6 protein-coding genes are annotated in these 12,840 nt (G+C 73.2%); 3 read left to right on the forward strand and 3 right to left on the reverse strand.

The features are described from left to right. Window positions 1-6 precede the first annotated feature (6 nt). Both FHS38_RS22200 and FHS38_RS22205 read right to left on the reverse strand, forming a co-directional pair. Complete coding sequence (locus FHS38_RS22200; RefSeq protein ID WP_184736039.1) at window positions 7-1,329, reverse strand: glycosyltransferase family 2 protein; 1,323 nt, start codon at window positions 1,327-1,329, stop codon at window positions 7-9. Further along, complete coding sequence (locus tag FHS38_RS22205; protein ID WP_184736040.1) at window positions 1,326-4,592, reverse strand: non-ribosomal peptide synthetase; 3,267 nt, start codon at window positions 4,590-4,592, stop codon at window positions 1,326-1,328. Before FHS38_RS22205 ends, FHS38_RS22200 begins: the two co-directional genes overlap by 4 nt. A gap of 631 nt (window positions 4,593-5,223) precedes the next feature. On the opposite strand from FHS38_RS22205, the gene FHS38_RS22210 reads away from it, so the two are divergent. The 3 genes from FHS38_RS22210 (at window position 5,224) to FHS38_RS22220 (ending at window position 12,198) form a co-directional block, all read left to right on the forward strand. Continuing rightward, window positions 5,224-8,565 carry a condensation domain-containing protein gene (locus FHS38_RS22210; protein ID WP_184736042.1) on the forward strand — a complete coding sequence of 1,114 codons (3,342 nt, stop codon included), beginning with the start codon at window positions 5,224-5,226 and terminating at the stop codon, window positions 8,563-8,565. Window positions 8,566-8,601: 36 nt separating this feature from the next. Continuing rightward, window positions 8,602-10,425: an asparagine synthase (glutamine-hydrolyzing) gene (gene asnB / locus FHS38_RS22215; protein ID WP_184736044.1), complete on the forward strand. Its 1,824-nt coding sequence runs from the start codon at window positions 8,602-8,604 to the stop codon at window positions 10,423-10,425. 99 nt (window positions 10,426-10,524) lie between these two features. Continuing rightward, on the forward strand, window positions 10,525-12,198 hold the full coding sequence (locus tag FHS38_RS22220; protein WP_184736046.1) for an amino acid adenylation domain-containing protein: 1,674 nt from the start codon (window positions 10,525-10,527) through the stop codon (window positions 12,196-12,198). Window positions 12,199-12,280: 82 nt separating this feature from the next. Here the strand turns inward: FHS38_RS22220 and FHS38_RS22225 are convergent, their stop codons facing one another. Further along, complete coding sequence (locus FHS38_RS22225; protein WP_184736158.1) at window positions 12,281-12,838, reverse strand: hypothetical protein; 558 nt, start codon at window positions 12,836-12,838, stop codon at window positions 12,281-12,283. Window positions 12,839-12,840: the final 2 nt, after the last annotated feature.

The following is a 12,840-nucleotide window of genomic DNA, read 5'->3' on the forward strand; positions in this document are numbered from 1 at the left end:
TTTTCTCTAACGCTCGACCTTGTTGAACGTGGACTTGCCCAGCAGCATCCGGCCCACCGCGTTGGCGGCGCCGAGTGATTTGAAGGCCACGGCCAACGGCAGGACGCCCGGCCCCGTGTTCGCCGCAGCCGCCGTCCGGGGCGGGCTGGTGCGGCGCACCGCCTCGGCCCCGAGCTCGTAGTACGTCTGGACCAGCGTGACCAGCGCGACACTGCCCCGCCACCCGTACCGGCGGTGCGCCCCGGCCAGTGCCGCCGCGAACACCACCGGCCGGCACAGCCACTTGGCGGACAGCGCGGTGTGGGTGAGGACGGGCAGGAGGTTCCGTGCGTCGGAGGAGCGCGGGGTGTACCAGCGCACGAACTGGAGGTTGCCGGAGAACCAGAAGGTGTGCTGGCGGACGATCTCCGCACGGGTGGTGGGCGACTGGCAGGCGTCGTCGAAGGGCACCGGGTGGACGGCGATGCCCGCGCGGGACAGCGCGAAGCCGATCTGGATGCCGTCGCACGGCCCGGTGCGCGGGAACCCGCCCACCGCTTCCAGGGCCGACAGGTCGAAGAACTCGCCGTGGCCCATGCAGTACGGCGGGTAGGGCAACGGGCGCCCGGCGGCGATCCGGTCCCGCGAGGCGAGCAGCCGGGGTATCTCGAAGGCGTGGTTCCACAGGCTCTGGTAGACGGCGTTGGCGTATGCCGTTCGACGCCCGGTCAGTGCACGGTCGTTGTCGAGGTAGGTGACGGTCTGCTGGCAGGCCATCGCGTCGGGCTGTTCGCGCAGCAGGGAGTCGACATAGGCGAGGGACTCCGGTTCGGGGCGCGAGTCGGAGTCGTAGACCCCGACGACCACCCGACCGTCGAACGGCTCCTCGGCCACACGCTCGCGCACGTGGTCGAGGGCGGCGTTGAGCTGGAGGCTGCGGCGCTGTTCGGGGCCCCGGTGGGTGACCACGCTGACCGGTGCGCCGTCGGGGTTGTGCTTGGCGTACTCCTCCACCACGCGTGCGGTGGTGTGCGGGCCCGTCTCCTTCTCGTCGACGGCCACGATGATCTCGTAGCGGTCGTCGGGGTAGTCGAGGGAGCGCAGGTGGTCCAGGGTGCCCTCGATGACCCCCTGCTCGCGCAGAGCGGGCACGAGCAGGAACATGTACGCCCCGCCGGTCTCGCGGCCGGTGTGCCGGGCGGCGAAGTCCGCCCTCGCGAGGCTCTTCCACCGGGCCGAGCGCGCGATGTTGCGCAGGCCGACCGCCGTGTAGGCCACCACGGTGGCGAGCGCGGCCTGTCCCACGGTGTCGAGGGCGGAGCGGCCGCCCCGTCCGGAAGCGGCGCTCACCGGGCACCGGCCCATGCGCTCAGCTCGGCCGTCGCGTCGGCCGCGGCCCGCGCGAGCCCCTCGGCGAACTCCGCGGGGTAGGCCGCTTCGACGTACTCGACGAAGACGGTGCCCCCGTCGGGGCCGGACCTGATGCTGGCGCAGAGCACCGGGTCGCGGCGGGCCCCGGGGCGGGGTGCCGGACGCAGTGCCGTGAGCCGTAGGTGGGGGGAGAGGTGGGTCACGGGGGTCTCCATGTGGTGGAAGAGCAGGTACGGCCGGTCACGCAGCTTCGCCACCTCCTCGGCGCGGCCGTCGGCGCGCAGGCGGCCCAGCGCGGCGGCCAGCGCGGGGGGCTGGGTGACCAGGCGCACGAGGGCGCGTCTGGTGTTCTCGAACAGGTCGGCCGGGTCGGCCTGTCCGGCCGTGTCGAAGTGGACGAAGGCCAGTTCGGTGAGACAGCCGACGGTGCCCTCGGTGCCGGGCAGGTGGCGGCCCGACTGGGAGATCTGGAAGCCGAACGGCTGGTCGCCGGTGAAGCGCGAGACGGCCCGGGCCATGACGCACAGGTGGAAGCCGTACGGGGTGATGCCCCGCGCGGCGAGCCGGCGGACCGTGTCGGGCGGAACGGGCGGCAGCGCGTGCTCGACCGTGCGGGTGGCTCCGGTGGCCGCGGGGTCGTGGCCCGGGCAGACGGGCAGCGGGAGCGGCGGGCGGAAGCCCGTGGCGTAGAGCTCCTCGACGGCACGGTCGACCGCGTCCCGGCCGCTCGGGGACGCGTACCACTCGGCTTGCATGCGCGCGTAGTCCTGGTACTGGACGGCGGGTTCGAGTCCGGCCGGCGGGCCGCCGTCGAATTCGCCGTACAGCGCCGCGAGTTCGCCCAGCACGACCTCCATCGACATCTCGTCGAAGGCGAGGTGGTCGACCATCAATGCCAGCACGTGGTCCCGGTCGCCGTCGGTGACCAGGAGCGCGCGGGCCACGTCCCCCCGGTCCAGGTCGAGGGGGCGCCGCCCGAAGTCGGCTACGGCGTCCAGGGCGTCGGCGCCGTCCAGGGCGCCCGGCGGCGTCCGCCGGACCTCCAGGGGCCAGTGCCGCCCGGCGGCGGGCGCCACGAGGCCGATCGGTTCGGGTCCCTCGGGGTAGCGGGTGGCCAGGACGTCGTGCCGGACCGTGAGGGCGTCGAGGGCACGTCCCAGGGCCGGCTCGGACAGCGGGCCCTCCAGCCGGTGGATCGTGAGCACGGGCTGGGTGCGTCCGTCGGCGGCGGCCCGGTTGGTGCTCAGCCGCGCCCGCTGCTGAAGCGACAGCGGTACGGGAACCTCCTGGACGTGGGCCGTGGCGGGCGGGCCGGCCGGGCGGGCCGGGACCTCGGCGGGGCAGTGGGCGAGGCGGTCGGTGGCCGTCGCCCGCGCATCCGACCCCGCCGGGTCCGGCCGCGCGCCGTCCGGGACCGCGGAGCCTGGCGCACCGCTGGGGGCGAGAGGGGCGTCGCCCCGGGCGGGACCGGTCGCCGTGCGGGCCGCGGACTCGCGCGAGCGGTCCGCCGCCATGGCGATGGCGGCCAGGGTCGGTGTGTCGAAGACGACCGCGAGCGGCACTTCGACGCCCATGCGGGTGCGTATGCGGGAGACCAGCCGGGAGGCGGCGATCGAGGTGCCGCCGCAGATGAAGAAGTCGTCCTGCGGGCCGACCGCGTCCTGGGACAGCAGTTCCCGCCAGATCTCGCCCACCGCGTGTTCGGTCGGCGTCAGGCGTGTCGCGCGGACCGGGGCGCCGGGCGGGGGCGGCAGCAGGTCCCGGTCCACCTTGCCGTTGTCCTTCAGCGGCAGCCGGTCGAGCACGACGTACTGGGCCGGGATCATGTAGCCGGGCAGCAGTGCCACGAGGTGGGTGCGGACGACGGACGGGTCCGGCCTGTCGGCGCCCGGCCGGAGCACCAGGTGGGCGACGAGCCGTCGGTCGCCGTCCGGCCCGGCCCACAGGTGTACTCGGGCGTCGACGACCGGGGGGCAGCGCCTCAGGGCGTGTTCCACCTCGCCGGGCTCGACGCGGTGACCCTCGACCTTGATCTGCTCGTCGGCGCGTCCCTCGTAGACGAGGGCGCCGTCGGGGCGGCGGTGGCCGAGGTCGCCGCTGCGGTAGAGGCGGTGGCCCGGAACGCCGTCCGGGTGGGGCACGAACCGGGCCTCCGTCAGCCCGGCGTTGCCCAGGTAGCCGAGGGCCAGTCCGGGCCCGCCGAGCCACAGTTCACCGGTGGTTCCGTCCGGCACGGGCTGTCCGCCCTCGTCCATGACGTGGACCTCGTCGTCGTCGACCGGCATGCCGATGGGCACCGGCGAGGGGACCGGGCGGTCCGGGTCGACCGGGAACATGGTGGTGGCGACGGAGTTCTCGGTGGGTCCGTAGAGATTGACCAGCCGGCGGTCCGGGAGCTCGCGGCGGAGGCGCTCCAGGTGGTCGGCGGAGGCGGCCTCGCCTCCGGTGAACAGCAGTCGTACGCCGGCCAGCGCGTCCGGCGTCTCGTCCACGATGAGGCGCAGCAGGGAGGCCGTGAGGTAGAGCGTGGTCACCCCGTGCCGGCGCAGGACCTCGCCCGTCTCGGCCGGGGAGAGGCGGCCGGGCGGTGCGATGACGAGCTCACCGCCGTTGAGCAGGGCGGAGAAGATCTCGAACACGGAGGCGTCGAAGGACAGCGGGGAGTGGAGCAGCACCGTGTCGTGCGGGCCGAAGCGGGCGTATCCCTGGTCGCGGACGAGCCGTACGACCCCGGCGTGCGGGACGGGCACCGCCTTGGGCCGCCCGGTCGTGCCGGAGGTGCACATCACGTAGGCGGCGCGACTGGGGTCCGTGGGGCCGCTCGGTGCGGCTTCCTCGGCGGACCGACGGCCGAGGAGGGCCGCGAGGGGCAGCGGCGTCGGGCCGGGGGCGCCCGGGGTGGGGGCCTCGCCCTCCACGATCACGCGTTCGGCACCGGCGTCGGCCAGCAGCCCGGCGGCGCGGCCCGCGGGTTCGGCGGGATCCAGCGGGAGGTAGGCGGCACCGGCTTCCAGCACGCCGAGCAGGGCCACCACGGCGGAGGTGCTGCGGGAGACCTGGAGTCCCACCACGTCGCCGGGGCGCACCCCGGCGGCACGCAGTAACTCGGCGGCGTAGGCGACCCGCTCGTGCAGCTCGCGGTAGGTCAGCACGCCCTCGGCATCGCGGATCGCCGTCTGGTCGGGGGTGCGCAGGATCTGCTCGGACAACGCCTCGGGTAGGGAGAGTGGGACAGCGGGCATCTGGTGATTTCCCTGGTTCGGTTACCGCACTGACGAAGTACCGGGGGTCACGGCCAACTGGTCCGTGGAGTCCCGGCGGTGGGGGTGTTGTGTGCGCCGGCGGAGCCGGTCTCCATCGGATGCACGCACGATGAAGGCCGGCCGCGAGCATGGTGAACGAACGTTTCGAGACGGCTTCAGCACGTCCCGATTCGAAGATCCTATTGATTCCCACATCCTGTCAAGCCACGCGATCTTGGCATTCAGTCATCTCTTGACGGTGCTTCACATATCGTGTGAGAGTTACGAAGATCCTTTCGCCGAGGCGCTCAACGGCATCGATGAGCAGCATCGATGTGCAGCATCGTTGAGCGGCAGTGAACGGATCCGGGCGTTCCGCTTGACTGACTCCATGGCTGTGCGAACGGTCCGGCATTCCGCTGATGCGGAAGTCGATTCAGCAGCCACCCACCCCCCTCCACCCCGTCACGCGAATTGCCCGGAACCCTTGGCACATTCTTGACAACGGCCCTCCGCATTCCCCCGTGGAGGAGTTCGTATCGGTTCCCGGACACCCCTTTGTGGCCCCGTGGTGCCCGCTCTCCCCGTGGCACCCGCTCGCACGTCGAAACCATCGCGCTGGAAGGTGAACATGACGACCGAAGAGGCAGGCATCGTCTCCGGCGGCCACCGCGTGCCGTTGTCGCCCGGGCAGCAGGCCATGTGGGTCGCCTGGCAGGTGAACCCGCAGCAGTGGACGCACATCATTCCCCTGGCCTTCGACGTACAGGGCGACCTCGACACCGACGAGCTGCGCTCGGCACTCGGCGCACTGAACCGGCGCTACCCGCAGCTGCGCGGCCGGATCGTGGTCGACGCCGACGGCCTGCCGGCCCTGGACTGGTCGGCCGAACTGCCCTTCACCGTGACCGAGTCGTACACCGACGAGCCGGTGGAACAGGCCGCGCGCACCGCCTGGCAGCGGCCGTTCGAGCTGGAGCGCGGGCCGCTGCTGCGCGCGGACGTCATCAGGCACCGGGGCGGCACCCTGCTCCTGATCGCGGTCCACCATCTGATCTGCGACGGCACGTCCGTGCTGACCGTGTTGGAGGCGCTGACGCGGGCCTGGGCGGGTGAAGAGCTGGGCAGCGGCTCCGAGGCGGCCGAGCTGGGCGCCTCGGCCGAGCACACCCAGGCCCTCGCCGAAGGGCCGCAGGGCGAGGACCACCGGCGGTACTGGGAACGCGTCTTCAGCGAGCGACCGCCGTCCTTCGAACTGCCTCCCGCCGTAGAGACCACGGGATACCAGGTCCTGGGGAGCCGGCTGGACCCTGCCTTGCTCGCCCGGATCGACGACCTGGCAGGACAGTTGGACGTCCGGCGGTTCGCCGTCATGTTCGCCGCCTTCTTCGTGCTGCTGCGCCGATACGGCGGCCAGGACCATCTGCTGGCGTCCACCCCCTTCCACGGGCGCGTACTGCCCGGCACCCGGCACACCGTCGGCTACTTCGTCAACGCCCTGCCGGTCGTCCAGACGGTCACGGCGCACGACGAGTACGCCACGGTGATCACCCGCCTGGACCGCGACATGCGCGACACCCTCCGACACGGTGCGCTGCCGCTGCCCGCGATCATGCGGGCCGCCGGGCTGACCGGCCCGGACGCCCATTCCCGCACCCACCAGGCCCTCTTCCAGTGGTGGGACGCCGGACGCCACTCCACGGTGGACGTGCGCGCCCTGCGGCTGACCGGCCCGGACGGCACGACCCGCACCCTGAGCATGCGTGACCTGGAGAGCACCGCCGACTACCGCATGGCGCTGATGCTCCGGGGCGACAAGGGCGGCGTGTCCGTGCTGTGGAAGGACCCGAACGGCACCATGGGCCCGACGCTGCTCACCGCGATGTCCGCGGACTACGTCGCGCTGCTCCGGGACATCTGCGCCCACCCCGGGCGCCGGATCCAGGACGTGGCCGCGGTGCTGGACCCGGCCGCCGGGCAAGGCGGCGACGACACGGCGGAGGCCCACACGGGGCCCGCCGCCGACGGCCACGACCGGCCCGGGCGACCGCACCCGGACGACCGCCTCTTCAGCATCGAGGAGTTGAGCGGTACCGCGCCCGCTCCCCGGCCGGACGCGACCGGCCGGGTCATCGGCACCCCTCCCCCGGGCACCCGGGCCCGGGTCCTCGACCAGGACGGCAACCCGGCCGCTACCGGCGTACCGGGGCGGCTCTCGGCGGGCTCCACGGAAGCCGACGCGGAGCGGACCGGGCCGTGGGCCAGGAGGCTGCCCGGAGGCCGTCTGGAACTCCTCGGGAACGCCGGCGCGGAGCCGCACGCCGAGGCGGCGCGGCAGCCCGCGGCAGCCGCCTGCCTGGACGAGATGGGCCGCGTCTGGGGCGAGGTGCTGCGCATCGATCCCCCCGGCGCCGACGCGTCGTTCTTCGAACTGGGCGGGCACTCGCTGCTGGTCGGCGTCCTCACCGCGCACGTACGGCAAAAGCTGGACGTCACCATCACCTTGCGCGACGTGTTCGACCACCCCCGGCTGGGTGAGCTGGCCGCCCTGGTCGACGAGCGCCGCGGTGCCGCACCCGAGCGGCCACGGCAGTCCGACGGGATACCCACGCCCACCGGCCCCCTCCCCGCGTCGGGGTTCCAGGAACGCATCTGGCTCGCCGAACGCGCGGCACCGGACCGCGCGGTGTACAACGTCGTGCTGGCCTGGCGGATCCGTGGACCGCTGTCCCCGGAGGCACTGCGCGAGTCCCTGGCCGTGCTGGTCGAACGGCACGAGATCCTGCGCACCCGGTTCCTCGACGACGACGGCCGCCTGGTACAGCGCGTCGAAGGCCCCTGGCGTCCCGAACCGGAGCTCCTCGACCTCACGGGGCTGCCCTCCCCCGCGCGGCCCGAGGCCGTCGAGGGCTGGCTGCGCGCCGCCGCCCTGGACCCGTTCGACCCGGCCGGCGGACGACTGATCCGATTCGCCCTCGCCACTTTGGACGACGAGGAGCGGGCCCTGCTGGTGTGTGCCCACCACCTGGTACTGGACGGCGAATCGGTCCACGTGCTGGCGTCCGAACTGGCCGCGGCCTACCCGGTGGACGGGAACGGCCCGGCTGGGGACGGGGCCGTCGCTCCGCCGCACCAGTACCGCGAGTTCGTCGCGGCGTGCGAGCTCCCGGAGGTACGGGACCGGGCCACGGCCGCCGTCGACTTCTGGAGCACACGGCTCGCGGGCGCCCCGGCGCGCCTGCCGCTGCCCGCTCCGCCCCGGCCGGAGCCGGACGGCGCCGTCGTCCTGGACCTGCCGGACGACCTGCTGCCCCGGCTACGGGCCGTCCGCACGGACCGCGGGACCTCGTGGTCCATGACGGTCACGACGGCGCTGGCCGCCGCGCTGCACCGGGTCACCGGCAGCGGTGACATCACGTTCGGCATGCCGGTGGCGCACCTGTCCGGTGGGACGCTCCCGGGGCTGATCGGTCCGCGCCTGGGCACCGCCATCGTGCGGTCCACGTGCCGCGACGGGCAGAGCCTCGGTGAACTCCTGGACGCGGTGCGGGAGTCGGTCCTGCTGCTGGACGACCATCCGGGCGCCCCGCTGGAGGAGCTCGTCGCCCGGCTGCGACCGCCTCGCAGCTCCGGGTCCACCCCCTTCGCCGACGTCCTGCTCAACATGAGCTCGCGGTCCACCGCACCGGTGCCGATCGGCCCGGCGGTGATGACCCCGTTCCTCTCCGACGAACGCTTCGACTACGACACGAAGTTCGGGCTCACCGTCACCGTCATCCAGGACGGGGACCTGCTGCGCGCCGGGCTGTCCTACCGCGGGGACCGCTTCTCGTCCGAGGACGTCCGGCTGCTCGGCAGCTTCCTCACCGCGCTGCTCGACGACTTCGCCGGCCGACTCGACACCCCCGTCGACGACTTGGCGCTGCCGGTGCCGTCCACGACCACCCTGGCCGCCGCGGACGGCACGGTCTGAACACCCTCCCAGGGCCCTTTGACGAGAGGCGACAGCATGTCCGGGATCGCCGGATGGATCGACCGTGACCGCGACCTGACCCGAGGAGGGCCGGTCACGGCGGCCGTGACGGCCATGGCGGAGCGGCTCCGCCGGGGCGGCCACGGGGTGCGGCACTGGAGCGTGCCGTCGGCCGTCCTGTGCCACAGCGCCGACGCCCTCGACCGGGCCGGCGCCCAGCCCGCCGTCACCACGGCCGACGGCCGCCCGCCGGCCGCCGTCGTGTTCGACGGGACGCTCGACAACGCCGCCCGGCTGCGGTCCGAGCTGGGCCTGCGAGGTGGCCCCACGGGCGGGGCCGACGCCGAGGTCGTCCTGCACGGCTACCTGCGCTGGGGCGGGGAGGTCGCCCGACGGCTGGACGGCCTGTTCGCCTTCGCCCTCTGGGACGAGCGGACCCGTGAACTCGTGCTGTGCCGGGACCGGTTCGGGGTCAAACCCCTGAGTTACCTCCCGCTGCCGGGAGGCGGCGCGCTGTTCTCCTCCGAAGTGGCGGCGCTGGCCGGCCACCCGCTGGCCGATCCGGTACTGGACGCCGAGGGGCTGTGCTCGGTGCTCGCCCAGGTGCGCCCGCCCGGCCGCGCCGCGCTGCGGGGACTGCGGGAGGTGCGCCCGGGACACCTCGTGCGCTGCTCCCCCACCGGCCTGGTCGAGCAGCGGTACTGGGGCCTGGAGGCACGCCCGCACACCGAGGACTTGGCCACGACCATCGAGACGGCGCGCGGGCTGCTCGAGGAAGCCGTGGCCCGCCAGACCGGCCCGGCCGGCGGCACCCCCTCCGTACTGCTCTCCGGCGGCCTGGACTCCAGCACGCTGAGCGCCGTGACGGCGGCCCGCACGGGCACGGGTCCGCGCACCTTCACCGTCTCCTTCGGCAGCGCCGCGACCGTACCCGACGCGCCCTACGCGCAGGCGGTGGTGGACCACCTCGGCAGCGACCATCAGGACGTGCTGGTCGATCCGGCGTCCCTGACCGACCCCGTCACCCTCGGCGCGGCGCTGGACGCCAAGGACTTCCCGTCCCCGTTCGGCGACAAGAACCTGACCCCGTACCTGTTCTACCGCAGCGTCGCCCAGCACACACCGGTGGCTCTGAGCGGCGAGGCGGCCGATGCCGTCTTCGGCGGTCTGATCAGCGAGGACGAGCGCGCCGCCACCGAGCACCGGACGTTCCCGTGGATCGAGCGCGCCCGGGCCTTCGGCCTGGAGAACGGCATCGGCAACGGCCTGTTCGACCAGAGGATGATGCGCGACATCGACCTGGCCGGGTTCTGCGCCGAGCGCTACCGGGAGGCGCGGGACGAGGTGTCGCACCTGCCGGGCGCGCCGGCCGAGGACCGCCGGGCCCGCGAGATCGACTACTTCCATATGACGCGCCTGTACGAACAGGCCGTGAACCATTCCGAACGGCTGGCCGCGGCCGCCGGGCTGCACGTCCGTTTCCCCTTCTCCGATCACCGGCTGTTCTCCTACCTGTACAACGTCCCGTGGCGCATGAAGTCCTTCGACGGTCACGACAAGAGCCTGTTGCGGGCCGTCGCCCGTGATCTCCTGCCGTCCATCGTGCTGGACCGGCCGAAGGTGCCGTTCCCGATCACCTACCACCCCGGCTACAAACAGTCGCTGGCAGACCGGCTGCGCCGGGTCCTCGACGACCGGGACGCACCCGTACGGCCCTTGCTCGACCTGGCCGCGGCACGGCGCGTGACCGACGACCCCCGCATGCTCGACCGCGGCGGCTGGCTGGGCCGGGCGGACACCGAGATGGTGCTTCAGCTCGACGCCTGGCTGCGCGCCCGTTCGGTCCGGCTGGCGCTGTGACCCGCACGGGCATCCGCCGTACCGGCGCGGGGGCGCCCGTCCGGCCGGGCGTCCGTACCGCTCCCCACTGACCGTCCGCACAGACAAGGACCGGCCCCCGTGCCCGAGACCACCCGCCCCGCCCCGGCCACCGGGGACGGCGCCTCCTCCGCCCACGACCAGGACCTGCCCATCCACCTGCTCTTCGACCGGCAGTGCGCCGCTGGTCCCCAGCGGGTCGCGGTCCGCGACCCGCACCGCGAGCTGACCTATGCCCAGCTCTCCACCCGGGCGGACCGGCTGGCAGCGGTGCTGCGCCACGCGTGCCCGGTCCCCGGCCGGCGGATCGGACTGCACCTGGAGCGCGGCACCGAGGTCGTCGTCGCCATGCTCGCCGTGCTGCGCGCCGGGCACACCTACGTGCCGCTCGACCCCGGCTACCCGGCGGAGCGGCTGCTGTTCACCGCGCGGGACACGGATCTGTCCCTGGTCGTCTCCGACCAGCCCGTGCCCGAGGCGCTGCGCGGGATCCAGGTCGTCCGCGTGGATGCCGGCGCGTGGGCGGACGGGCCGACGCCTGCCGACCACGCGTCCGTGGACGACCCCGGCCTGCCCGCGTACATCATCCACACCTCGGGCTCGACCGGTGTGCCCAAGGGCGTGGTGGTGCCGCACCGCAACGTGGTCGCCCTCGTCCGGGCCTGCCGACGACGCTTCGCACTGGACCGGGACGACGTGTGGACGCTGTTCCACTCCTACGCGTTCGACTTCTCCGTCTGGGAGATCTGGGGCGCCCTGCTGACCGGCGGCACGCTGGTCGTGGTCCCGAAGGACGTCGCGTCCTCGCCGCTGGAAACCCTGGACCTGCTCGCCCGGGAGCGCGTCACGGTCTTCAACGTGGTCCCCTCGGTGTTTCGCTACCTCGCCCGGCTCGCCGCCCTGCGTCCGGACACCGCTTTCACGCTGCGGTACGTGGTCTTCGGCGGCGAGTCGGTCGACGTGCGCGACATGCGCGCCTGGCGGTCGGCGTACGGGCGGTCGACCCGGTTCGTCAACACCTACGGGATCACCGAGACCACCGTCTTCGTCACCACCCGGCCCTTCACCGACGAGGAGTTGGACCGCCCAGCCGACGCGCCGGGCGAGGCGGGCTTCGCCCTCGACCTCGGAACACCACTGGACGGCTGGCGGATGCGGGTGGTCGGTGACGACGGTGCGGACATCCGGCCGGGCGAGACGGGCGAGATCCTCGTGTCGGGCGCGGGCGTGGCCACCGGCTACCACGACCGCCCGCAGGCCACGGCGGAGCGCTTCCCCCTGCTACCGGCGTCCGACGGCCGTGAGCGGCGCCACTATCGCAGCGGTGACCTGGCCCGGATGCTGTCCGACGGGACGCTGTGCTACGCGGGCAGGGCCGACGACCAGGTGAAGATCAACGGCTTCCGTATCGAACTGGGCGAGGTCGAGGCGCAGTTGCGCGGTACGCCCGGGGTACGCGACCTGGTCGTCGTGCGGACCTTCAGCCAGCTCGACGAGCCCGTGCTCACCGCGTTCTACACCGTGGCTCACGACGCGCACACCTCACTGGCACCGGAAGGCACAGAGGGTGCACGGGAAGGGCAGCCGGTGGAGAACACCGGCGGCTCACCGCACGATCTCGCCGCGCACGCCCGGCGCGTACTGCCCGCCCATCTGGTCCCGTCCCGTTTCGTCCCGCTCACCGCACTGCCGGTCAACCAATCCGGCAAGACGGACCGCCGTGCGCTGTCCCAGTGGTCCCCGCAAGGGCGCTGACCGCGCCTCGGCCACCGAGGTTGGCCGACGAGCTCTTGACCTCGGACGCGCCCCGGGTCGACCGGTTGTGCCAGGGGGCGCCTCAGGGGGTCGTCGTCGAGACGACGTACACCTTGGGCCGCTCCGGATCGTCCAGATTCGCGGTGATGTCGAGGGTCGGCTGGGGCTTGTCCTGCTCGCGGACCGTGCCCGTCCAGTGGTGGCCGTCGCCGAACTTCCAGTCGACCTCGGCCGCGTCGTCCTCGTCGATGGTGACGTCGCCGTCCTTGAGGGCGTCGGGGCTGGAGCCGACCTTCGTGAGGAAGGTCTCGAAGCCCTCGCGCGTGGTGGTGAACTGGAGGTACAGCGAGCTGGACTTCCACGCGTTGGTCTCGAAGTGGGAGACGTCCTCGGAGTAGGGCGGGACCCACACGCCGTAGATCCGGCGCTGCAGCCGGGACGGCCAGCCCTCCTCCAGCCCGGTGGCGGCGGCCTGTTCCTGCTTGTCGCCGTTGCCGCCGCGGCTCTGCATCGCGGAGATGTACAGATAGCCGGCCGGGATGGCGATGAGCAGGAAGACGATGACGGGCTTGAGCCAGCGGTGCCGGGGGCGGGGCCGGCCCGGCTCCTCCGGCTCCGCCGCCGTGCGCTCGGGGTCCATCG

It is taken from the genome of Streptomyces netropsis, from assembly GCF_014203545.1.
Taxonomy (GTDB): Bacteria; Actinomycetota; Actinomycetes; order Streptomycetales; family Streptomycetaceae; genus Streptomyces; species Streptomyces netropsis.